Raw genomic sequence first — 22,944 nt, 5'->3', positions numbered from 1 at the left:
GGCAGGCGAGGCGTGCCGGGGAAGCTACCACGGATACCTGTCATTTAGCTGCAAAACGCAAATAGCGGGCAAAGCGGATGGCGGGTGAGGCACTGTCCCCGGCCCACTACCCTTATTGCGTGAGCATTCGCCTGTACGACACCAGCGCCCGGCAGATCCGTGATTTCATCCCGCTCTCGCCGGGCTGTGTCTCGATCTACCTCTGTGGCGCGACCGTGCAGGCCGCACCGCACATCGGGCACATTCGATCCGGACTCAACTTCGACATCATGCGCCGCTGGTTCACCTACCGCGGCTACGACGTGACGTTCGTGCGCAATGTCACCGACATCGACGACAAGATCATCAAGAAAGCGGCCGAGCAGGGCGAACCGTGGTGGGCCATCGGGTACCGCAACGAGTGCGCCTTCAACACCGCGTACGACGCGCTCGGCTGCCTGCGCCCGACCTACGAGCCGCGCGCCACGGGCCATGTCCCCGAGATGATCGAGATGATGCGCGGCCTCATCGAGCGCGGCCACGCCTACGCCGCCGACGGCAACGTCTACTTCGACGTGCGCTCGTACCCGGACTACCTCGCCCTGTCCAACCAGGACCTCGAAGACCTGCTCCAGCCCTCCGAGGGCGAGACCGGCAAGCGCGACCCGCGCGACTTCGCCATGTGGAAGGCCGCCAAGCCCGGCGAGCCGAGCTGGGAGACCCCCTGGGGGCGCGGCCGGCCCGGCTGGCACCTGGAGTGCTCCGCCATGGCCCACAAGTACCTGGGCGAGGCGTTCGACATCCACGGCGGCGGCATCGACCTGATCTTCCCGCACCACGAGAACGAGATCGCCCAGGCCAAGGGGTACGGCGACGATTTCGCCTCCTACTGGTGCCACAACGCGTGGGTCACCATGAGCGGCGAGAAGATGTCCAAGTCGCTCGACAACTCGGTGCTCGTCGCCGACATGGTCCAGCGCTGGCGCCCCATCGTGCTCCGCTACTACCTGGGCACCCCGCACTACCGCTCGACGATCGAGTACAGCGAGGAGGCGCTGCGCGAGGCCGAGTCCGCGTTCGCGCGGATCGAGGGGTTCGTGCAGCGGGTCTGCGAGAAGGCCGGCAAGACCGTCGAGCCCGCCGACGAGGTGCCGCTCGCCTTCGCCGAGGCCATGGACGACGACCTCGGCGTCCCGCAGGCGCTCGCGATCGTGCACACCACCGTCCGCCAGGGCAACTCCGCGCTGACCGCCGACGACAAGGAGACCGCCGTCGCCCGCCTCGCCGAGGTACGGGCCATGCTCCGCGTGCTGGGTCTCGACCCGCTCGACGAGCACTGGTCCGGCGGCCCGGGCGACCGCGGCGACGATCTGCACGGCGTGGTGGACTCGCTGGTCAGGCTCGTACTGGAGCAGCGGCAGGCGGCCCGCGCCCGTAAGGACTACGGCACGGCCGACGCCATCCGCGACCAGCTCCAGCAGTCCGGCCTCGCCATCGAGGACACGCCCTCCGGCCCGCGCTGGTCGCTCTCCTGAGCGACACTTTTCGTACGTACGTTTTCCGAGTCGTCCCGGGCGGCTCACAGCAGTGAAGAGACAGGTGACCCATGGCCGGGAACAGCCAACGCAGAAACCGCCGCACGTCCAACAAGAAGGGCATGCAGGTCGGCAGTGGCGGCCACCGGCGCAAGGCCCTCGAAGGCAAGGGCCCCACCCCGCCCGCCGCCGCCCGCAAGGGACACCAGAAGAACCGCGTCGCCGCCGCCAAGGCGCGCCACGAGGCCAAGCGCCCCGCGCCGCGCCGCGGCGGCCCCAAGGGCACCAATGAACTCGTCGTCGGCCGCAACCCGGTCGCCGAGGCGCTGCGCGAGGGCGTGCCCGCCAACACGCTCTACGTCCAGCAGTACATCGACAGCGACGAGCGGGTGCGCGCCGCCATCCAGCTCGCCACCGAGCGCGGCATGAACCTCATGGAGGCGCCCCGGCCCGAGCTGGACCGGATGACGGGCGGCCTCAACCACCAGGGCGTCGTCCTCCAGGTGCCGCCGTACGACTACGCGCACCCGGACGACCTCACCGCCGCCGCCTTCGACGCCGGCGAGGACCCGCTCATCGTCGTGCTCGACGGGATCACCGACCCCCGCAACCTCGGCGCGATCGTCCGCTCCGTCTCCGCCTTCGGCGGTCACGGCGTCGTCGTCCCCGAGCGCCGCGCGGCCGGCATGACCGCCGGCGCCTGGAAGACCTCGGCGGGCACCGCCGCCCGTACGCCCGTGGCGCGCGCCGCCAACATGACGCGCGTCCTGGAGGCGTACCAGAAGGCGGGGCTCACGGTCGTGGGCCTCGCGGGCGAGGGCGAGACCGAGCTGGGCGACGTCCAGGCGTTCGACGGGCCCGTCGCGATCGTCATCGGCAGCGAGGGCAAGGGGCTGTCCCGGCTCGTAGGCGAGACCTGCGACCTGCGGGCGCGCATCCCGATGCCGGGCGGCGCGGAGTCCCTCAACGCGGGCGTCGCCGCGGGCGTCGTGCTGTACGAGGCGGCCCGGCAGCGCGCCTGACGCGCCGCGCGCCGCTCCGTCCCCGCCCTGCCCGGGGCGGGGACGGCGGCGCTCCGCGCGGTGGTGGCCGACGCGGCGGTGAGCCGCGCGGCGGGGCCTCGCGCGGCGGCGGTTCGACGGGGCGGCGCTCCGCGCGGCGGGGCCTCGCGCGGCGGCCCGGCGCCCGGGCTCCGGCCTTGACGGGCCTCGGACACTTCGGCCCGGTCAAACAGTGTCCTAAACACTCGTCACTCGGTTAGATGAGTGTGGACACCAGAACACCCCGCCCCACGGGGGGAAGCTCGCCGGGATACGACGACCAGCCCGCGCTGAGCACGGTGAAGGTCCCCAGTGACCCGGCGCAAGTCATCGTCAACCACGTGAGCTTCCGCGTACAGCTCGCCCGACCCCCGCGGGCCGCCCGGCAGTTCGCGGGCCTGGCCGACACGGCGAAGATCCCCGTCGCCGCCGGCCCGCCCCGCCGCCGCGCCCCCGTCGTGTGGAGCGGACGGACCGCGCCCGGCGACCCCGCCGCCACCGAACTCCTGCGAGCCGTACGCCACTCCGGCCTGACGACCGCCGTCGACGAACGGCGCGGCGAGGCCCCCGCGGACGCCGGCTCGACCCAGGTGCTGCCCCGCGTCCGCCTCGACGACGGGCCGCCCGCCCGGAACACCGTCGTCGGACCGCGCGGCCCCGTCGAACACCCGGCCGCCGCCGACCCGCCGCGCGAACTCCTGCACGGCGTACGGCCCGCCCGGGGCGCGTACGACGAAGAGCCCTACGAGCCGGACGAGTTCGACGACGAGGTGACCGCTCGCCCGCAGCGGACCGACGACGTACGGCACGCGTACTACCCCGGGCGCCGCATGAACCTCGGCGTCGTCCTGCTCCCCCTGCGCGTCTTCCTCGGCTTCATCTCCATCTACGCCGGCATGGGCAAGCTCTGCGACCCCGTCTACTTCGACGGCGGACGCCGCGGCTCCATGGTCACCTGGCTCACCTCCCTGCACCCCTGGGCCGTCGCCTCGCCGCTGCGCGACTTCGCCCTCGCCCACCCCGTCGGGGCCGGCCTCACCGTCGCGTTCCTCCAGGTGACCGTCGGCGTCCTCACCGTGCTCGGCCTCTGGCAGCGGCTCGCCGCCGCCATCGGCGCGCTGCTCTCCGCGGCGCTGCTGCTCACCGTGAGCTGGCGGACCGTGCCCGCCTACGACGCGCCCGACATCATCTACCTCGCCGCATGGAGCCCGCTGATCATCGCGGGCGCCCCCGTCTACTCGGTGGACGGGCGGCTGGCCGGCGAGGCGTGGCGCAGGCTCGGCCCGCGCTCCCAACTGTGGGACCTGCGCAAGCGCGTCCTGCGCCGCGGCGGGACCATGGCCGCCTTCGTCACGGGCGTCACGCTGCTCGTCGGCTCGCTGCTCGGCGGCGCCGTGCGCTCCTCCGAGACCGCCGACGTCCCCGGCCCCAGCGACCCGCCCGTCAACCACCTGCCCGGCTCGCCGCTCCCGCAGCACCCCGGCAAGTCCACCCGGCCCGGCACCCCCGGGCCCGGTGCGGGGGCGGCCAGCGGCAAGCCGGCCGCGCCCGGCGCCAAGCGCCACACCAAGCCGTCCCCGACGCCCTCGAAGGCGCCGGGCGCGGCCAAGGCGCCGGGGCACACCGGCGGCCCCGGGCAGCAGCCCCGCCAGACGCAGGGCGGCGCGCACCCCGCGCCGCACCCCCCGAACCGGCCCGCGGCGCCCGCCGCGCCCCCGCACACCTCCACCGGCGCCCCGGCGGGCGGCGGCAGCGGCGGAGGCGGCTCGGGCGGCTCAGGAGGCTCTACGGGCGGCGGTACGGCCCCCAAGTCCCCCGGCTCCACCTCAGGAAGCTCCGGGAGCCACACGGGCTCGCTGGGCGGCCTGCTGGGCTGACGGCGGCCCCCGCTACGGAACGCGGCGCCCCACTCGCCGAGTGGGGCGCCGCGGCGCGTCCGGGGTGCCCGCGGTCGACGCGGTCAACGGGGCTGTGTCAACGGGGCTGTGTCAACGGGGCTGCGCGCCCAGTTCCTTGGCGGCCTCCGTGAGGTCCTTGGCCGTGTCGATGGCCCGCCAGTACGCGCCGTTCGGCAGCGGGTACCCCGCCAGCCGGCGCTGCCGCGCCAGCCTCGGAAAGGTCGTGCGCTCATGGTCGCCGCGCTCGGGCAGCAGCGAGGCGAAGTCCGCCGCGAAGACGTAGACGCCGGCGTTGATCAGATACGGGGAGGGGGGCGACTCGATGAAGTCCAGTACGTGGCCGAACTCGTCGGTCTCCACGGCCCCCCAGGGAATCCGGGGCCGGGCCAGGGCCAGGGTGGCCGTCGCGTCACGCTCGGCGTGGAAGGCGGCCATCTCGCGCAGCGAGAAACGGGTCCAGATGTCGCCGTTGGTGGCGTACCAGGGCTGATCGGGATGGGGCAGGGAGGCGGCCGCGTACTTGAGGCCGCCGCCGCGGCCCAGCGGCTCGGTCTCGACGACGGTCCGTACCCGCAGCGGCAGGTCCGCGGCGGCCAGCCAGTCCTGGAGGACCTCGGCGAGGTGGCCGCAGGAGACGACGGCGTCCGTGACGCCCTCCGCGGCCAGCCAGGCGAGCTGATGGCCGATGATCGGAGTCCCGGTGCCGGGGATCTCGACCATCGGCTTGGGGCGGTCGTCGGTGTAGGGGCGCAGTCGCGAGCCCTGGCCTCCGGCCAGGACGACGGCTTGTACGGGGTACGCGTGCGTGCCGGTCATGCTCCGCACCATAGGGGGCGGTGCGGCCGCGCCGTGCGGTGCGGTCGGGTGGGGTTCTCAGGTCGCGTGGATGACGCCGGTGGCGAAGGACGTGTCGCACACGGGCCGGGAGTAGGCGTGCGCCCGCCGCACGGACCCGTACTTGGCGACGGCGGCCTTGCCGAGCGCCCGGGCGATCTCCATGCAGTGCCCGGCCAGCGAGGGGCGCTTCTCGGTCGCCTCCTGGAGGTGGGTGAGCGCGACGCCCGGGTCCTTCTCCTGGAGTTCGGTCAGCAGCCGGTCGCGCAGCACCTCGTGCGGGGCGCGGGCCTTGGGCTGGGAGGAGGAGGCGGTCCCGGAGGAGGCGGCGAGCACCTGCGAGTCACCGGGCGCGGCCCACGGCACCCGGGTGACCGCGAGCGTCCCGGAGAGCACGAGGACGACCGGGAGGACGAAGGCGAGTGTTCTGCCGATGTGGCGCGCTGCGTGGTTCATGGGGGACTTCCTCGCGTGGTGGGCTGGACGCTGCATGGCATGGCGGGCTGGACGCTGCATGCGGCAGATCGTAGCGAGGAGTGATGATTTGGAGACATTTAGTCACCCGGTCGAGCGAAGGAGTGGCGCGCGAGTGCGGTTCCCGGGTTGACGGGCAGGGGCGGAAAGCGGCGTTCTGTACGGGTATTTACCGGACGCGTGCCAAACATGCGGCGACGCCGTGCCCCCGGGGTGCGGGGACACGGCGTCGGCCGGATGAGCGCGGCGCCCGGCGGCCGGGGCGCGCGGCGGATCAGTCGGCGAGGCGCTCGCCGGTGGAGGTCGAGAAGACGTGCAGCTCGCCCGGGCGCGGCACGACGTGCAGCACGGAGCCCTTCTCGGGCACCCGCCGCCCGTTGACGCGGACCACGAGGTCCTTCTTGTCGGCGCCGCCGACGTCGGTGGTGCCGTAGACGTATCCGTCGGCGCCGAGCTCCTCGACGACGTTCACGGTCACGGCGAGGCCGGCCGGGGCGTCCTTGCTCTCCTTCGACAGGGACTTGGCCGCGCCCTCGCCGCCGCCCTCGCCGTCGGCGATGTCGAAGTGCTCGGGGCGCACGCCGACCGTCACCGTGCGGTCGCCCTTGTCGGCCGCGGCGGCCAGCGCCTCGCGGGAGACCGGGACCACGCTGTTGCCGAACTTCACGCCGCCGTCGGTGATCGGCACCTCGACGAGGTTCATGGCGGGGGAGCCGATGAAGCCCGCGACGAAGAGGTTGTTCGGGCGGTCGTACATGTTGCGCGGCGAGTCCACCTGCTGGAGCAGGCCGTCCTTGAGCACGGCGACCCGGTCGCCCATGGTCATGGCCTCGACCTGGTCGTGGGTGACGTACACGGTGGTGATGCCGAGGCGCCGCTGGAGGCCGGCGATCTGGGTGCGGGTCTGCACGCGGAGCTTGGCGTCGAGGTTCGACAGCGGCTCGTCCATGAGGAAGACCTGCGGCTCGCGGACGATGGCGCGGCCCATGGCGACGCGCTGGCGCTGACCGCCGGAGAGCGCCTTGGGCTTGCGGCTCAGGTACTCGGTGAGGTCGAGGATCTTCGCGGCGTCCTCGACCTTCTGCCGGATCTCGCTCTTGTTGACGCCGGCGATCTTGAGCGCGAAGCCCATGTTGTCGGCGACGGTCATGTGCGGGTAGAGCGCGTAGTTCTGGAACACCATGGCGATGTCCCGGTCCTTCGGCGGCAGGTGCGTGACGTCGCGGTCGCCGATCCGGATGGCGCCGCCGTTGACGTCCTCCAGGCCCGCGAGCATCCGCAGCGAGGTGGACTTTCCGCAGCCGGACGGTCCGACGAGGACGAGGAACTCGCCGTCCTCGATGGCGATGTCGAGCTGGTCGACGGCGGGCTTCTCGGTCCCCGGGTAGACCCGGGTGGCCTTGTCGTACGTGACCGTAGCCATGGCGTTGTGGTCCCTTCACCGGCAGGAACGTGCCGGACGATCCGAGTAAAAGGAGAGGTCCAGTCCAATTGACGGGACTGTCCGTGACGCTACCCGCAGGACACCCGGTTGTCAGTAGATGAACGGTCACGAAATTCTCGCGACGGGCCTCTGACCTTGGCGTGGCTGGGCGCGGCGGGCCGTGTGTAGAGTGGAGCCGCTTTCGCGTACGGGCTGACGTACGCGATGCCGCCTTAGCTCAGTTGGCAGAGCTCCTGTCTTGTAAACAGGTGGTCGTCGGTTCGATTCCGACAGGCGGCCCACGTGATGAGCGCGCTCGGCGAGCGCGCGGACGACGGCCCTCCGGCCTGCCCCCGGGGGGCCGTCGCCGTTTTCGCCCTCCATAGACGTCGCCGTTTCCGCTCCCCATAAAGGCCGCGATCGGCTCAGGCCATCGGTTTACGCTCCCCCTATGACCTCATCCTCTGTGCCCTCCGCCGCCGCCTCCCCGCTCACCACCGAGGACTACGCGGCCCGTATGGAACGCGCCTCGCGGGCCGCGGCCGACGCCGGGCTCGCCGGCCTCGTGGTGACGCCGGGCCCCGACCTGAGCTGGCTCTGCGGATACCGGCCGACCGCCGAGACCGAGCGGCTCACCGCGCTGCTGCTCGCCCCGGGGCGCGAGCCGCGGCTGCTGGCGCCGACGCTGGAGAAGCCCGACGCGGAACACGCGGCCGGGGCCGGCGCCGTACGGATCAGCGGCTGGACGGACGGCGAGGACCCGTACCGCGCCGTGGGCGACCTGCTGGGCGGGGTCGAGGGGCGCTACGGCGTCTCGGACAACGCCTGGGCGCTGCATCTGCTGGGGCTCCAGCGGACGTTCCCGGGCTCGCGGTACGCGGCGTTCACCGAGGTGCTGCCGATGCTCCGGGCCGTGAAGGACGCGCACGAGGTGGAGCGGCTCGCGGCGGCGGGCGCGGCGGCGGACGCCACCTTCGAGGAGATCGCCCAGGTGCGGTTCGCGGGCCGCCGGGAGAGCGAGATCGCCGCGGACCTCGCCGCGTCGCTGCTGCGCAACGGGCACAGCCAGGTGGACTTCACCGTCGTCGGCTCGGGCCCGAACGGCGCCAATCCGCACCACGAGGCGGGCGAGAGGGTCATCGAGGAGGGCGACATGGTCGTCCTCGACTTCGGCGGCCTCAAGGACGGCTACGGCTCGGACACGACCCGTACGGTCCACGTGGGCGAGCCGACCGCCGAGGAGCGCAAGGTGCACGACGTGGTGCGCGAGGCGCAGCAGGCGGCCTTCGAGGCGGTACGCCCCGGGGTGGCGTGCCAGGAGATCGACCGGGTCGCCCGGCAGGTGATCAAGGAGGCGGGGTACGGGGAGTACTTCATCCACCGCACCGGGCACGGCATCGGCGTGACCACGCACGAGCCGCCGTACATGGTCGAGGGCGAGCACCTGCCGCTGGTGCCGGGGATGTGCTTCTCGATCGAACCGGGGATCTATCTGCCGGGCCGGTTCGGGGTGCGCGTCGAGGACATCGTCGTGTGCACGGAGTCGGGCGGCCGGCGGTTGAACAACACGGCGCGCGAGATGCGGGTGGTGGCCTGACGGCCGTACGCCCGTAGTCCCTCATCGGCCCCGGCGCCGTACGCGCCGGGGCCGTTCCGGTCAGTGCGTGGGGACCCTGTCCGCCTCCGGTTCGTTCTCGGCGGCGTTCTTGGGCGCTCCGGCCGTCACCATGGTGCCCGCGACGACGGCGGCCAGCAGCATGATCACGGCGCCCCAGCCGATGGCGATAGTGAAGCCGTGCACCACGCCGTCCTTGATCACGGCGCTCTTGACGGCCGGGGTGGGCGGCCGTCCCGTACGCGCCACCGCCTCCTTGAGGTGGGAGGCGATGTACGTGGAGGAGGCGGAGGTGGCGATCGTGTTGAGGAGCGCGGTGCCGATGGAACCGCCGACCTGCTGGGCGGTGTTGACGGTCGCCGAGGTCACGCCCGAGTCGTGCGGGGCGACGCCGCTGGTGGCGGTGGCCATGACCGGCATGAAGATCAGGCCCATGCCGAGGCCGACGAGGAGTTCGGCGGGCAGGACGTGCGAGACGTAGGCGGGCTCGGCGGTCAGGAACGTCAGCAGGAAGAGGCCGACCGCGGCCAGTACGGCGCCGGGGGCCATCAGGACGCGCGGCGGCAGGTGGTGCAGCAGTCGGGCGGAGATCTGGGTGGAGCCGACGATGATCGCCGCGGTCATCGGGAGGAACGCCATACCGGTCTTGACCGGCGAGTAGCCGAGCACGACCTGTAGGTAGTAGGTCATGAACAGGAACATCCCGAACATCGCGATGACGGCGAGCCCCATGGTCGCGAACGCGCCCGCGCGGTTGCGGTCGCGGACGATGTGCAGCGGCAGCAGGGGGCTCGGCGCGCGCGACTGCCACCAGGCGAAGGCGGCGAGCAGCGCGAGACCGCCGACCAGCAGGCCCAGGACGAGCGCGTCGTCCCAGCCGCGCGGCTGGGCCTCGCTGCACCCGTAGACGATGGCGACGAGGCCGCCGCAGCCGAGGACCGCGCCGGGCACGTCGAGGCGTACGTGGCCGTGGCCGGGGCGGTCGTGGAGCAGCACGGTGGCGCCGAGGAAGGCGATGAGGGCGATGGGGATGTTGACGTACAGGCACCAGCGCCAGTCGAGGTACTCGGTGAGCAGGCCGCCCGCGATCAGCCCGATCGCGGCGCCGCCGCCCGCGATGGCCCCGTAGATCCCGAACGCCTTGCTGCGCTCCTTGACGTCCGTGAAGGTCGTGGTGAGCAGAGAAAGCGCGGAGGGGGCCAGGAGGGCCCCGAAGACGCCCTGGAGGGCGCGGGCGAGGAAGAGCATGCCCTGGCTGGACGCCGCGCCGCCGAGCGCGGAGGCGGCGGCGAACCCGATGAGCCCGATCAGGAACGTGCGCTTGCGGCCGACGAGGTCCGCGATCCGGCCGCCGAGGAGCAGCAGGCCGCCGAAGGCGAGGGTGTAGGCGGTGATCACCCACTGCCGGTTGGCGTCGGACATGTGCAGTTCGCGCTGCGCCGAGGGGAGCGCGATGTTCACGATGGTGGCGTCGAGCACCACCATGAGCTGCGCCAATGCGATGATCACCAGCCCCCACCAGCGGCGGGGATCGGGTTGCGGGGTGCTGTCCGGGGTGGCGGATATGTGGCTCTGCGTCATCGGGAGACCTGCTTTCGCGGCCGCTCGCGTGCTGGGGCCCTGCCGCGCGCCGCGGGGCGGTGCCGCCCCGGCAGGCCGGCTGCCCGGCCGTCTCTCGACGCGCTCGTTCAGCGTAGGCGCTCCGGGAGCGGGGCGCGCTCCGGACGGGCGGGGTCCGGGCCGCAGGGCGGCTGAGCGGGCGGTTCCGGGGCGTTGTCAGTGGGGTGTGCCACGGTGTGTGCGGGAGGCGATGCGGATGACGACGCGGGAGAACCGGGCGGACTGGGCGGACCGGCATGCGGGGCAGGCGCGGGCGGCACGAGCGGCACAGCCGACGCGGGCGGCGCGAGCGGCAGGAGGGCGCAAGGGCGGGAAGGCGGCGGTGCGGGCGGTGCGCGTGCCGGAGGTGCGGTTGCCCGCGCTGCGGCCGTTCGACGGCGGGGAGCTGGAGTCCGAGGGGGATTACGACGGATTCGATTTCACGGACCTGGACCTCGTCGGCCAGGAGGGCCGCGGGGCGCGGTTCATGGACTGCGGGCTCACGCGCTGCGCGCTGGACGAGGCGCGGCTGGGCCGGGCGCGGTTCGTGGACTGCGTGCTGACGGGCGTCCGCGGGGTGGGCACGGACCTGGCGCGGGCGTCGCTGCGGGATGTGGAGATCGTGGACGCGCGGCTGGGCGGGGCGCAGCTCCACGGCGCGGCGCTGGAGCGGGTGCTGGTGCGCGGCGGGAAGATCGACTACCTGAACCTGCGCGAGGCGGTGCTGAAGGACGTCACGTTCGAGGGGTGCGTGCTCTCGGAGGCGGACTTCGGGGGCGCGTGGCTGGAGCGGGTGGTGTTCAAGGACTGCGCGGTGCGCCGCGTGGACCTGACGGCGGTCCGGATGACCGACGTCGATCTGCGGGAGGCCGCCGAGCTGGACATCGCGCGGGGCATCGACCGGTTGGCGGGCGCGGTCATCAGCCCGGCCCAGCTCTACGACCTGGCGCCGGCGTTCGCGGCGCAGATCGGGGTGCGGGTGGAGTAGGGGGCGGGGGACGTGTGGGGACTGGGGGACGTACGGGGATGGGGGGATGTACGGGGCCCAGAGGCGGGGCGGAAGGGGGCGAGCGGTTCCGGCGGTCCGGTAGTCGGTTGGCGGGCGGTGCGGTGGGCAGTCGGCGGGCGGTCCGGCGCTGGGTCGGCCGGGGGGTCAGGTCCGTGGGAAGCGGGCCTGGAGGTCCCATACGACCGGGTTGTCGCCGAGCCCTTCGTGCAGGTCGGTGAGGTCGGCGAGCAGGTCGTGCAGGAAGTCGCGGGCCTCGCGGCGCAGCGCGCGGTGGTTGAAGGTCAGCGGCGGCTCGTCCGCCGGTACCCAGTCGGCGGTGACCTCCACCCAGCCGAAGCGCCGCTCGAAGAGCATGCGGTCCGCGGACTCGGTGAAGTCCAGCTCGGCGTAGTGCGGGGTCGCGGAGCGGTTGCCGCGCGGGTCGCGGTCGAGCTGTTCCACGATGTCGCACAGCGCCCAGGCGAAGTCGAGTACGGGGACCCAGCCCCAGGCCGTGGACAGTTCGCGGTCGGCCTTGGTGTCGGCGAGGTACACGTCTCCGCAGAACAGGTCGTGGCGCAGCGCCCGTACGTCCGCCGTGCGGTAGTCGAGCTGGGGCGGGTCGGGGAAGCGCGAGGAGAGCGAGTAGCCGAGGTCGATCACGCCTCGATGGTGTCACGGGCGGAGGCGAGGGCGGGGGGCGAGGCCCGGGGCGGGGCGTGGGCCGTGCCCCCGGCCGCCGCGACGGGCGGTCGGGGACACGGCCGCGTACGGGCCGTACGTGTCGTGCGGGATGTACGGGCCGTCCGGGTCGTACGTGTGGTGCGGGCTGTACGAGCAGTGCGGGATGTGCGGGGGGAGTGCTGGATGTACTGGATGTACTGGTGGTGGTGCGCGCCGGGTGGCGCCGGCCGGCTAGTTGACGTTGATGCCGGACCAGGCGGCTCCGATGGCCTTGTACTCGGCGCTCGACGTGCCGTACAGGTCACCCGCCGCCCTCAAGGTGCCCGCACGGGCGGCCTTGTAGTTGGTGGTGGAGGTGAAGTACGTGGTCAGCGCGCGGTACCAGACCTTCTCGACCTTGGCCCGGCCGATGCCGGTGACCTTGGAGCCGTTGGAGGTGGGGCTGTCGTAGTGCACCCCGTTGATGTCCTTCGGGCCGCTGCCCTCGGAGGCCAGGTAGAACCAGTGGTTGGCCGGGCCCGACGAGTAGTGCACGTCGATGCCGCCGATGCCGGAGTACCAGGAGTCCTTGGACCGCCCGTCCTTGCTGGGCTTGTCCATGTACCGCAGCGGCGTGCCGTTGCCGTTGATGTTGATCTTCTCGCCGATGAGGTAGTCGCCGACGTCCGTGGAGTTGTTGGCGAAGAACTCCGCCGCGGTGCCGTACATGTCCGAGGTGGCCTCGTTGAGGCCGCCGGACTCGCCGCTGTAGATGAGGCGGGCCGTGGCGGCGGTGACGCCGTGGCTCATCTCGTGGGCGGCCACGTCGAGCGCGGTGAGCGGGCGGCTGTTGCCCTGCCCGTCGCCGTACGTCATGCAGAAGCAACTGTCCTGCCAGAACGCGTTGACGTAGTTGTTGCCGTAGTGGGTGCGCGAGTAGGCGCCCCGGCCGTCGTTGCGGATGCCGTTGCGGCCGTGCACGTTCTTGTAGTAGTCCCAGGTCACGGCCGCGCCGTAGTGGGCGTCGACGCCGGCGGTCTGCCGGCCGCCGCCCCAGACGTCGTCGGCGTCGGTGAACAGGGTGCCGGTGCCGGAGGTGCCCTGGTTGAGGTCGTACGTCTTGTGGCCGCCGCGCGCGCCGTCGTTGAGCTGGTACGTAGAGCCGCTCTTCGTCGTGGTCAGGTTGACCTTGCCGCTGTACGAGCTGGTGCCGGTGCCGGTCTCCACCGCCTCGTGCTGGAAGAGCTTCGCGCCGGTCGAGGCGTCGGTGATGACGTGCAGCTCGCTGGGGGTGCCGTCCGGCTGGAAGCCGGTGACGACGGTCTCGTACGCGAGGACCGGCTTGCCGGTCGCGGCCCAGACGACCTTGCGCGGGGCGGTGTTCGCGGCGGTCTTGGCGTTCTTCTTGGCGGTCGACGCCGCGAGCGCGCTCTTCTTGGCGGCGGCCGGCGCCTGCCGGGCGTCGGTGCCGGACACGGCGATCGTGGCTTCGGTCGCCTTGGTGACGCTGCGCGCGCCGTTCTTCTTCACGTGTACGACCAGGTCCCCGCCGAGTACGGGGAGTCCGGCGTACGTGCGCTCGTACCGGGTGTGCACCGTGCCGTCCGCGTCCTTGACGACGTCCCGGGCGACGAGCTTCTCCTTGGCCCCGAGGCCGATCTTCCCGGCCGTGGCGGCGGCCCCGTCCTGGGCGTCGCGCAGCGCGGACACCCGCTGGGCGGCGGAGAGTTGAACCGCTGTCGCGCCCGACTCACGGTCGGGCTGCGCGGTGGCCGACCCGGTCTGGACGCCGACGGCGACCATAGCGGCGGAGGCGATCAGCGCGGCGGCGCGCAGCGTGTTCTTGCGGGGGGTGGAGGTGATCCGTCTCAACTCGGTCTCCTTGCGCGGACCGCTGGTTCGCGGCCCATCGATGGGCCGGGCAGCCGAGGGTGGGGTGCCCGGTAGTGCAGGAGTGAATCGAGGAGAGAGTGCCAGGGGTTCGGGCTCTTTGACAGGGGCGCAACAAGGATTTGATCCCGCGTTCTTCGACAGGCGGGGGATTTCATTCCGTATGCGGCGAGACGTGCCGGGGGCTCACGGAGGCGGACACGGGGCGGACAACGAACGGACGAGCCGCCCGGCTCCTCCGCTCACACCTCGCGGTCGTTCCACGCGTCGACCGTCGCGGCGGCCCACGCCGTGACGCGTTCCGCGAACTCGGCGGCGGGGAAGGTCCCGTCGACGGCGACGTGTTCGATCGTGACGGGGAATGCGGGGAATGCGGGGAATGCGGGGAATGCGGGGGATACGGGCAATACGGGGCGGGGAGGCGTCGGCATGTCGCGATGCGTCGTCGGCATGTCGCGATGCTCCGGTGGCGCCGTCTCGCGTACGACTCGTGGAGCGTCCGTTACGCGCGGGGAGCCACCGCCCGCGCGGTGCGCGTTTCCCCGACGAGCCCGCCTGACGAGCCGGTCCGCCGCGCCGAGACCGCCGTCGAGATACGCGCGCAGCAGCGCCGGCGCCGTCCCGCCGTCGCCGGCGGGCAGCCGGCTGGGGTGCTGGAGCAGGAAGCAGGACACGGAGACCCCGTGCAGCGGGCCCCACGGCGGCTGCCGCGAGTGGTCCAACGCGAGCAGGGCCTGGAACAGTTCCTCGCACGCCTCGGCGCCGCACTCCACGCAACGTTTCACGCCTGCCCCTTCTCCGCTGCCTGCGCGCCTGCCCGTGCGCGTCGTGCGCGCCTGCCCGTGCGCGCCTCTCGCGCTTCGCGGCGCAGCGTAGCCAGGGCCCGTCTCGTAGCGCCCATCTTTTCCCGGGCTCCGGTGTCGGGGGAGCGAACGGTGGCCGGGCCCGGCCGGGGGCCGCCCTTCACGGGTGGCCGTGGTGCGTCACAGGCCCCGGTGGTACTGGACCGGCCAGGCCGACTTGTCGTCCATGCGGTGGCGGAGGGCGAGGTACGGGTCGCGGAGGAGGGGGCGGCCCAGCAGGATCGCGTCGGCCTGGCCGGCGGCGATGATCTCGCCGGCGCGGGGGATGCCGCAGATCATGCCGACGGGGGCGGTGGCGAGGCCGGACGCCTTCTTGAGGGTTTCGGCGAACTCGACGTGGACCTCGTCGCGTACGGGGATGCGGGCTTCCCGGGCCCGTACCGCGCCGCCGGAGGAGATGTCCAGGAGGTCGATGCCGATGGTGGCCAGTTCCTTGGCGAAGACCGCCGCGTCGTCGATGGTGAGGCCGCCGTCGGCCCAGTCGGTGGCGGTCACGCGGACGAAGACGGGCTTCTCGGCGGGGAAGGCCGCGCGGACGGCGCGGATCGCGCGCAGCGGGAAGCGCATGCGGTTGTGGAGACTGCCGCCGTAGTGGTCCGTGCGCTGGTTGGAGAGGGGGGAGAGGAACTGGTGGAGGAGGTAGCCGTGGGCGGCCATGATCTCGACCGCCTGGTACCCCGCCAGGTGCGCCATCCGGGCGGCGTTGGTGAACGACTCGACGACCTCGTCGAGGTCGGCCTCCTCGGCCTCGCGGGGGACGTTCAGGTCGCCGATCGGGGCGGCCGTCGGGCCGATCGTCTCCCAGCCGCCGTCGCCCACGGCGACCGGGCCGTTCTGCCCGCCGCCCACCCACGGCACCTGGTGCGAGCTCTTGCGGCCCGCGGCCAGGAGCTGGATCGCGGGTACGGTGCCGCGGTCGGCGACGAAGGAGGTCAGGCGGCGGTGCGCGGCGGCCTGCTCCTCGTTCCAGATGCCGAGGTCGGAGGACGTGGTCCGCTGGCGCGGCGCGATGGCCGTCGCCTCGACCATGAGCAGCCCCACGCCGCCGACCGCGCGCGAACCGTAGTGCACGAGGTGCCAGTCGGTCGGCACCCCGTCCGGTCCCGCGGAGTACTGGGCCATCGGGGACATCCACACACGGTTGGGGATCGTGAGCTCCCGCAGGCGCAGGGGGCGCATCGCGGGTGCTGGGGACGCTGTTGTGGACTCTCGGCTGGGCACGGGGAGCTCGCTTTCTGAGAGGCGCGGCATGATCGCAGTGATCATTGCGTTTACACCTCTCAAGCTAACACAATCGCAGCGAACGCTGCATTAATAAAGCAGTGAACGGTGCGATACTGGCTCCATGCCCGCCACGACCTCCCCCTCGCCGCACACCGGCAGCCGACCCGGCGGCCGCAGCGCCCGCGTCCGGGCGGCCGTCCACCGGGCCGTCAAGGAACTGCTCGTCGACGACGAGAACGAGCTGCTGACGATCCCGGTCATAGCCGCCCGCGCCGGCGTACACGCCACGACGGTCTACCGCCGCTGGGGCTCCGTCGGCGACCTCCTCGCCGACGTCGCCACCAGCCGCTTCTCCGGCGACCTCGTCGTCCCCGACACCGGCACCCTCCGCGGCGACCTGGAGCGCTACGCCTTCGACCTCGCCAAGGACCTCGGCGACCCCGATACCCTCGCCCTCGTCCGCGCCACCGTCGGCGCGGCCGGCGGAACGGGCGCCAAGGCGTGCAGCGGCGAGCGCGCCCAAGTCCTCGGCGCCGTCCTCGAACGCGACCGCGCCCGAGGCAACCGCCCCCCGACCCTCGACCGCGCCACCGACGCCCTCCTCGCCCCCCTCTACTACGGAGCCGTCTTCTCCGGCCGCCCCCTCACCGACGACTGGGTACGCGGCCTCGTCGCCGACCTGCTGCGGGACTGACCAAGGAACTCCCTCAGTTACCGACGATTTCCCGCACCGCCAACGGCGCGCCCCGGCGCCCTCGTCCGGCGCGGTGTTCTGGGCACTGGCGGGGCGGATGCGCCGTCGTGCCGGGGTGAGGCCAGGGCCGTCGGCGTCGGTGTGCTCCGCCAGGCGTCTTCGGAAGGCCCGGGGATGGAGCGGCCGCTTACCCTCCAAAGAGGCTATCGAAGGCATGAAAAGATCCGCCTACCGAACGGTGGGCGGACCGGTTTGCCTTGCCGGCGTTGTATTACGTCGATATTTCCCACGGGCCGGCTGTGCTGATCTGTATATACCCGGGCCCAGGGATTCTCAAGGTTCCCCGAATGGCCCCGGAATCCAGCAGCTCTGTGACCTTTTTCCCGGACCATGAAATGTGGACGATGTCTACTCCCTGGTCTGCGGTTCGCCGATCGAATGAGTACCCGATGGAGCGAACCCCCGCAGGGCACTGCAGTACATCTGAGGCTTCGCCTTTGATGGTGCCTGACAGTGTTCGCGCCGTGTTGGCCGGCAATGCGCGCAGGCGCCAGCGAGAGATTCCGCTGCCACTCCTCGTGCCGGAATGCCGTTCGACATGGACGTGGGTGTATTTCGGCTCAAGTAGAAATCGGTATGGCTTCCTTCCCCACGTCGATACCGCCATAGGGCCTCGCACTTCACGTTCCGGCGTTTTGGTGACCCCGGATGCAAAGAATGAGCTGGTCCACCCCAGGGAGCGTATTTCCACAAGCGTTGGCTGCCCGTGGGCGTGATTGATCTCCACCTCACGGCTTCGCCATCCTTGATGGGAAATTTCTTCTTTCATGCGTTTCCCTCCCCTATTTTGAGCTTTCAGCGCCCCATGTTAAAGACCGAGCCAGCTCTGGGTGTCGGGGACGCCGCGGCGCGGGCCCTGCTGCGGGCGCGGCTGTCCCGCCGCTTCGCGGCTGCCGTGCAGGCGATGGCGGACGGCGCGTCGCGCTATCTGCGGGACGGGGCACCGCTCTGGTAGCCCGCCGAAGCCGGGTGAGGGGAGCGCGGCGGAGGCCCCCAACCATTGTTGGGGGCCTCCGGGTTGGCCTGGTGCTACCTGCTGGGGTGTTGGCGGCAGGTCAGGAGGCTGGGGTCAGACGTTGACGCCGAAGTCCTTGGCGATGCCGGTCAGGCCCGAGGCGTAGCCCTGGCCCACGGCGCGGAACTTCCACTCCGCGCCGTTGCGGTACAGCTCGCCGAAGACCATGGCGGTTTCGGTGGCCGCGTCCTCGCTGAGGTCGTAGCGCGCGATCTCGGCCCCGCCCGCCTGGTTGACGATGCGGATGTAGGCGTTGCGGACCTGGCCGAAGTTCTGGCTGCGGCTCTCGGCGTCGTAGATCGAGACCGGGAAGACGATCTTGTCGACGTCGGCGGGCAGACCGGCCAGGTTGACCTTGATCTGCTCGTCGTCGCCCTCGCCCTCGCCGGTGACGTTGTCGCCGGTGTGCTCGATGGACTGGTCCGGGGTGACCTTGTTGTTGAAGAAGACGAAGTGCTGATCCGAGTAGACCTTGCCGCTCGCGTTCACGGCGATGGCGCTCGCGTCCAGGTCGAAGTCCGTGCCGGTGGTGGTGCGGACGTCCCAGCCGAGACCGACCGTGACGGCCGTCAGGCCCGGGGCCTCCTTGGTGAGGGAGACGTTGCCGCCCTTGGACAGGCTTACAGCCATGGGAGATGTCCCTTTCTGGTCGAGACGCGGGGCTCCGTACTGCGGACGAAGCTACCGTCACCCTCGATAACGCGAAGGAGGGACCGTCGGGTTCCAGCTCCCTTTACTTTCTTTACTCGTCCCTGACGGGCGCCCGGCGATCGATGGGCAGCGGCGCGCCGCCGCCCCCGCCCTCCCCGCGCAAGACGAGGTGACGCTCGCAAAACGAGGTGACGCTCGCCCCCGGGCGCGGGATCATGGGGGACATGTCCGGTCCCCACGTCATCCGCGGTTCCGTCGTCCTCCCGGAGGCGGAGCTCACCTGGCGTTTCTCCCGGTCCTCCGGGCCCGGCGGACAGCACGTCAACACCAGCGACAGCCAGGTCGAGCTGCGCTTCGACCTCGCCAGGACGGAGGCCCTGCCGGAGGTGTGGAAGGCGCGCGCCCTGGAGCGGCTCGCCGGCCGCCTCGTCGGCGGCGTCCTGTCCGTACGGGCCTCCGAGCACCGTTCCCAGTGGCGCAACCGCGAGACGGCGCTGGTGCGGATGGCCGCGCTGCTCGCGGAGGCCACGGCTCCGCCGCCCCGGCCCCGTAAGGCGCGCAAGGTCCCGCGCGGCGTCAACGAGCGCCGCCTCCGCGACAAGAAGGCGCGAAGCGATACCAAGCGGGGGCGCTCCGGGCGGGATTGGGGCTGAGGGGTCCATCGGCCCCAATCAGTCCAGCTTTCCGTACTTCCCCCGGAAGTACAGCAGCGGTCCGCCCTCCGCGCTCGGGTTCGCCGCCGTCAGTACGCGGCCGATCACCAGCGTGTGGTCCCCGGCGGTGACGCGCTGCTCGGTGCGGCATTGCAGTACGGACAGGGCGCCGCCCACCAGTGGCGCCCCGGTCTCCGCGCCGCGCTCGTAGGGGATGTCCTCGAAGAGCAGCCGGTCGCTGACGCGGCCCTTCATGGCGAAGCGCCCCGCGATGTGGCGCTGGCTCTGGGAGAGCACGGAGACTCCCCAGAGGGGCTGGCGCTCCAGGATGTCGTCCATCCGGGACTCGTTGCGGACGCTCACCATCACCAGGGGCGGGTCCAGGGATACGGACATGAAGGCGGTCGCCGTCATGCCGACGTCCTCGCCGCGCGGGCCGTCCTCGGGGTCGTGGGCGGTCACCAGCACCACGCCCGCGGCCAACCGCGCCAGCGCGGCCCGGAACTCGTCATTGCTCACCCCGCCAGCATGCGGGATGTCGGCGTCGGGGCGGGGGAGGGAAGTCGTCTGCAACACGATCGGCACGCTAGCCGCCCCTCGCTCTCCGTCACATCGGGCCACGGGACCAGTCGGGTCCTAGGCCGGCCCTAGGCCGATCAGCCGACCGGCCGACTATGCGGGGTGGCCTCGGATTTGCGTTCCGGAAGCATAGTGGGGCCTGCCGTCGCCACCCCCGCAAGGCGAACACTCCCTGTGACATGAGTCACAGCAGCCAGTAATTGTTGACCCTGTGTACCGAGTGGTCAGCTCGCTGTGATTCAGTGGCCGTGGTAATCGGACGACAAGAATTCTGGAGTTGCTGTCGAGGTCTCGGGGGAGTGCACGGTATGGAGACCGAGTCGGAGCCGTATGTCCGCCTTGCGACCCTGAGGCAACTGCACCAGGCGGTGGCGGACCTGAACACCGCGCGCAGTCTCGCGGACACGCTGCAGGCGGTCGCGGAGGGCGTCACCAAGGGCCTCGGGTACGAGCTCGCGGCCGTCAATCTGGTGCGCCCCGACGGCGACCTCGTGGTGGCCGCGGTGGCGGGCAGCGCGAGCGCCGAGGCGCTCATGGCGGGCCGGGTGGGTTCCCGGGCGTCCTGGGAGCGCCGCCTCGGCATGGGTGAGGGCTGGGGAGACCTCCGCTTCGTGCCGTACGCCGAGGGCTGGGTGCTCGACGACGACGATGTCCCGCAGTGGCACACGGGCGGGCCCGAGCCGCGCTTCCCCGACGAGTGGCATCCCATGGACCGGCTCTTCGCCCCGATGTACGCGGCGGGGTCGGCCGGCGGCGAGCTGCTGGGCGTCATCTCGGTGGACAAACCCCGTAACGGGCGCCGTCCCGGCGCATGGGGGCGGGAAGCGCTCCAGATGTATACGTTCCAGGCCGGGATTGCGATCAGTAACGCTCGGCTCAGAGCAAACATGCAGCGTGCACTCGTCCGGCTGGAGCGCGAGGGGCAGGCGCTGCGGGCCAGCGAGGAGAGCTTCCGGCAGGCGTTCGAGTTCGCCCCCAGCGGCATGGCCATCGCGGAGCTCGGCGGCGACCAGCACGGCCGCATCGTGCGCGCCAACGACGCGCTGTGCCGCCTGCTGGGCCGCCCCGCCGCCGCGATGCGCCGGTGCTCCTTCTCCGACCTCGTCCACCGCGAGGACATCGGCATCCTGCTGCGCACCGCCGCCGAGGGCGGCCGCGCCGAGCTGCGGCTCTCCCGCCGCGACGGCACGTACCTGTGGGTCTCGCTGCGCAACTCCGTGGTCGCCGACGCCGCAGACGGCCCCCGGTATCTGCTCACCCACGTCGAGGACATCGAGGAGCGCAAGCGCCACGAGCTGCAGCTCGCCCACCGCGCCAGCCACGACTCGCTGACCGGCCTGCCCAACAGCGCCGAGCTGCGCGCCCGCCTCTCCAGCCGGCTCTGCGCCCGGCCCCCCGGCAGCGACGGGCACGCGGCCGCCGCCCTGGCCGATGGCGCTCTCGCGGGCTTCGCGGAGGTGGAGGGCGCCGCGTACGGGCAGTACGGGCACGACTTCGGCGCCGACGCCTACGCGCCGGGCAGCGGTCTGGAGACCGTGCTCGCCGCCGGGTTCGACCACCATGTGCACACGGTGGCCCTCGACGAGGACGCCGATGACGACGGGTGCAAGGGCCTGGCCGTCCTCTTCTGCGATCTCGACGGCTTCAAGTCCATCAACGACCGGTTCGGCCACCACACCGGCGACGCGGTCCTCATCGAGGTCGCCCACCGGCTGACCAACGGGGTGCGCGACGGCGACACGGTGGCCCGGCTCGGCGGGGACGAGTTCGTCGTCCTCGCCGACGGCCTCGGCCGCGCGGACGCCCAGGACCTGGCCGTCCGGCTGCGCAACGCGATCATTCCGCCGATCAGGGTCGACGGCCGCGCGGTCCGCGTCGGCGCCAGCTTCGGCATCGGCTGGGCGGGTTGCGGGATGTCCGCGGAGGAGGTATTGCACTCCGCTGACCAGCGGATGTACGTGGAGAAGCGCTCCCGCGCCAAGGCCGGCCGACGGGCCGGGTGAGGTCAGCGGCACCACGCCGGCTACTCCGTACGGGGTAGGCTGCGGCGGGGCGGCGCCTGTCGCCCACCGCGAATCGATCAAGAATTCCGGCCATCCGGGATCGCGTGAGCCCGGTCCAGGCCGCCCCGGCCCGGACACCGCGGCCCGGCGCGTACGTGATGGGCGCCGGTGGGTACAGCATGTTGGGAGTGACAGGGGATGACGGCCGGTAACAACGGCGCGGGCGACAAGCCGGAGAACGACGACCCGTTCGCCTATCTGTACCGCTCGGAGGGCGGCGAGCCCGAGGGCGGGCCCGCGCAGCAGCCCGGCGTCCCCCGCACGTCGTACAACCAGGTCCGCCCCGTCGGCTCCCGGCAGTACGGACAGCAGCAGGGCGGCACGTACGGCCAGGGCGTGCCCAACCAGCAGGGCTACGGCCAGCAGCAGGGTTACGGGCAACAGCAGGGCTACGGACAGCAGGGGTACGGCCAGCAGCAGGGGTACGGGCAGCAGCCCGGTTACGCGCAGCAGCCCAACGCCTCGTACGCCGCCCCCGAGACGCTCCCCGGCGGCGCGCCCCGCAGGCCGGGCGGCCCCGGCTACGGCCAGGACGGCGGCCCGGGCGGCGGCCGTCCCAACCGGCGCGGCATGCTCATCGGCGCCATCGCGGTCGTCGTGGTCGTCATCGCCGGCATCAGCGTCGCCGTGATGAGCAACAACGGGGACGAGAAGAAGGACTCCGCGTCCGGCGCGACGCCCTCCGCCGGCCCCAGCGACAAGCCCAGTGACGAGCCCAGCAACTCGCCCACCCCGAGCAAGACCCCCGGCAAGATGCCCAAGGAGGACGCGGGCAGCCTGCGCGTCGACGGCGGCGCCACCACGTCCAAGGACGTGAAGGGCGCGCGGTCCTCCGACGGCGCGTACGTGGGGGGCATGGACAAGCCCGGCGCGGGCGTCACCTGGGACGTCAACGTCCCCAAGGGCGGCGACTACACGCTCTCGGTGAACTTCGGCGTGCCCGGCAAGGACGCCAACTCCACGCTCACGATCAACGGCACGCCCCGCGACCAGCCGCTGAGCATGGGCAACTTCGCCGGCGCCAAGGACGGCGACTGGGAGAAGGGCTGGACGAACACCTGGGCCTGGATCGACCTGAAAAAGGGCAAGAACACCATCAAGATCTCGTGCGAGCAGGGCAACAAGTGCGGGTTCAACATCGACCAGGTCTGGCTGACAGCCGGTCACGTCAAGCCGGGGCGGTAGCGGGGTAGCCGCGCGGCGC

20 protein-coding genes and 1 tRNA gene are annotated in these 22,944 nt (G+C 72.0%); 11 read left to right on the top strand and 10 right to left on the bottom strand.

The features are described from left to right. Positions 1-119 precede the first annotated feature (119 nt). From cysS to IF55_RS10660, 3 genes are all read left to right on the top strand, one after another. Entirely contained in the window at positions 120-1,514 is a 1,395-nt protein-coding gene (cysS, locus tag IF55_RS10670) for a cysteine--tRNA ligase (RefSeq protein ID WP_030881278.1), read from the top strand. 71 nt (positions 1,515-1,585) lie between these two features. Beyond that, complete coding sequence (gene rlmB / locus IF55_RS10665) at positions 1,586-2,536, top strand: 23S rRNA (guanosine(2251)-2'-O)-methyltransferase RlmB (protein WP_030881276.1); 951 nt, start codon at positions 1,586-1,588, stop codon at positions 2,534-2,536. A 239-nt stretch (positions 2,537-2,775) separates the two neighbouring features. After that, the gene (locus IF55_RS10660) at positions 2,776-4,431 is read left to right on the top strand and encodes a DoxX family membrane protein (protein WP_030881275.1); all 1,656 of its coding nucleotides are present in this window, start codon (positions 2,776-2,778) and stop codon (positions 4,429-4,431) included. Between the two features lie 111 nt (positions 4,432-4,542). Here IF55_RS10660 and IF55_RS10655 read toward each other — a convergent pair whose 3' ends face one another. The 3 genes from IF55_RS10655 to IF55_RS10645 form a co-directional block, all read right to left on the bottom strand. Next, positions 4,543-5,268: a nucleotidyltransferase family protein gene (locus tag IF55_RS10655; protein WP_030881272.1), complete on the bottom strand. Its 726-nt coding sequence runs from the start codon at positions 5,266-5,268 to the stop codon at positions 4,543-4,545. 57 nt (positions 5,269-5,325) lie between these two features. Continuing rightward, the gene (locus tag IF55_RS10650; protein ID WP_030881270.1) at positions 5,326-5,742 is read right to left on the bottom strand and encodes a hypothetical protein; all 417 of its coding nucleotides are present in this window, start codon (positions 5,740-5,742) and stop codon (positions 5,326-5,328) included. Between the two features lie 292 nt (positions 5,743-6,034). Next, positions 6,035-7,183: an ABC transporter ATP-binding protein gene (locus IF55_RS10645; protein ID WP_030881268.1), complete on the bottom strand. Its 1,149-nt coding sequence runs from the start codon at positions 7,181-7,183 to the stop codon at positions 6,035-6,037. Positions 7,184-7,410: 227 nt separating this feature from the next. Here IF55_RS10645 and IF55_RS10640 point away from each other — a divergent pair. Together IF55_RS10640 and IF55_RS10635 are read left to right on the top strand one after the other, a co-directional pair. Next, positions 7,411-7,483, top strand: a tRNA-Thr gene (locus IF55_RS10640). Between the two features lie 151 nt (positions 7,484-7,634). Continuing rightward, positions 7,635-8,780, top strand: coding sequence for an aminopeptidase P family protein (locus IF55_RS10635; RefSeq protein ID WP_030881266.1), 1,146 nt, complete (start codon positions 7,635-7,637; stop codon positions 8,778-8,780). A gap of 60 nt (positions 8,781-8,840) precedes the next feature. Here the strand turns inward: IF55_RS10635 and IF55_RS10630 are convergent, their stop codons facing one another. Then, a complete protein-coding gene (locus IF55_RS10630) occupies positions 8,841-10,379 on the bottom strand; it encodes an MFS transporter (protein WP_106980354.1) in 1,539 nt (512 codons plus the stop codon). A 235-nt stretch (positions 10,380-10,614) separates the two neighbouring features. Here IF55_RS10630 and IF55_RS10625 point away from each other — a divergent pair, with 235 nt between their 5' ends. Beyond that, a complete protein-coding gene (locus tag IF55_RS10625; RefSeq protein ID WP_078644084.1) occupies positions 10,615-11,385 on the top strand; it encodes a pentapeptide repeat-containing protein in 771 nt (256 codons plus the stop codon). Between the two features lie 165 nt (positions 11,386-11,550). Here IF55_RS10625 and IF55_RS10620 read toward each other — a convergent pair whose 3' ends face one another. From IF55_RS10620 to IF55_RS10605, 4 genes are all read right to left on the bottom strand, one after another. Further along, a complete protein-coding gene (locus IF55_RS10620) occupies positions 11,551-12,048 on the bottom strand; it encodes a hypothetical protein (protein ID WP_030881260.1) in 498 nt (165 codons plus the stop codon). A gap of 252 nt (positions 12,049-12,300) precedes the next feature. Next, positions 12,301-13,851 carry a M4 family metallopeptidase gene (locus IF55_RS10615; RefSeq protein ID WP_398244877.1) on the bottom strand — a complete coding sequence of 517 codons (1,551 nt, stop codon included), beginning with the start codon at positions 13,849-13,851 and terminating at the stop codon, positions 12,301-12,303. Between the two features lie 329 nt (positions 13,852-14,180). Further along, positions 14,181-14,723, bottom strand: coding sequence for a DUF5946 family protein (locus IF55_RS10610; protein ID WP_037964229.1), 543 nt, complete (start codon positions 14,721-14,723; stop codon positions 14,181-14,183). Positions 14,724-14,921: 198 nt separating this feature from the next. Continuing rightward, positions 14,922-15,980 carry an NADH:flavin oxidoreductase/NADH oxidase gene (locus tag IF55_RS10605; RefSeq protein WP_037964226.1) on the bottom strand — a complete coding sequence of 353 codons (1,059 nt, stop codon included), beginning with the start codon at positions 15,978-15,980 and terminating at the stop codon, positions 14,922-14,924. Positions 15,981-16,146: 166 nt separating this feature from the next. Here IF55_RS10605 and IF55_RS10600 point away from each other — a divergent pair, with 166 nt between their 5' ends. Together IF55_RS10600 and IF55_RS40015 are read left to right on the top strand one after the other, a co-directional pair. Further along, positions 16,147-16,719, top strand: coding sequence for a TetR-like C-terminal domain-containing protein (locus tag IF55_RS10600; protein ID WP_030881253.1), 573 nt, complete (start codon positions 16,147-16,149; stop codon positions 16,717-16,719). A gap of 865 nt (positions 16,720-17,584) precedes the next feature. Then, on the top strand, positions 17,585-17,734 hold the full coding sequence (locus IF55_RS40015) for a hypothetical protein (RefSeq protein WP_211269970.1): 150 nt from the start codon (positions 17,585-17,587) through the stop codon (positions 17,732-17,734). 114 nt (positions 17,735-17,848) lie between these two features. Here the strand turns inward: IF55_RS40015 and IF55_RS10590 are convergent, their stop codons facing one another. Further along, on the bottom strand, positions 17,849-18,424 hold the full coding sequence (locus IF55_RS10590; protein ID WP_030881248.1) for a TerD family protein: 576 nt from the start codon (positions 18,422-18,424) through the stop codon (positions 17,849-17,851). A 236-nt stretch (positions 18,425-18,660) separates the two neighbouring features. On the opposite strand from IF55_RS10590, the gene arfB reads away from it, so the two are divergent. After that, positions 18,661-19,098: an alternative ribosome rescue aminoacyl-tRNA hydrolase ArfB gene (arfB, locus tag IF55_RS10585; RefSeq protein WP_030881246.1), complete on the top strand. Its 438-nt coding sequence runs from the start codon at positions 18,661-18,663 to the stop codon at positions 19,096-19,098. A gap of 18 nt (positions 19,099-19,116) precedes the next feature. Here arfB and IF55_RS10580 read toward each other — a convergent pair whose 3' ends face one another. Beyond that, positions 19,117-19,674: a flavin reductase family protein gene (locus IF55_RS10580; protein WP_030881240.1), complete on the bottom strand. Its 558-nt coding sequence runs from the start codon at positions 19,672-19,674 to the stop codon at positions 19,117-19,119. Positions 19,675-19,985: 311 nt separating this feature from the next. Here IF55_RS10580 and cdgB point away from each other — a divergent pair, with 311 nt between their 5' ends. Both cdgB and IF55_RS10570 read left to right on the top strand, forming a co-directional pair. Further along, positions 19,986-21,680, top strand: a complete 1,695-nt coding sequence (gene cdgB, locus IF55_RS10575; RefSeq protein ID WP_030881227.1) for a diguanylate cyclase CdgB — start codon at positions 19,986-19,988, stop codon at positions 21,678-21,680. Positions 21,681-21,878: 198 nt separating this feature from the next. Then, complete coding sequence (locus IF55_RS10570) at positions 21,879-22,925, top strand: CBM35 domain-containing protein (protein ID WP_030881225.1); 1,047 nt, start codon at positions 21,879-21,881, stop codon at positions 22,923-22,925. The last annotated feature ends 19 nt before the right edge of the window (positions 22,926-22,944 follow it).

Origin of the sequence: Streptomyces varsoviensis (assembly GCF_000718635.1) — a bacterium.
In the GTDB taxonomy this organism is placed as follows: Bacteria; Actinomycetota; Actinomycetes; order Streptomycetales; family Streptomycetaceae; genus Streptomyces; species Streptomyces varsoviensis.
This window is presented reverse-complemented; position numbering and strand designations above follow the sequence as displayed.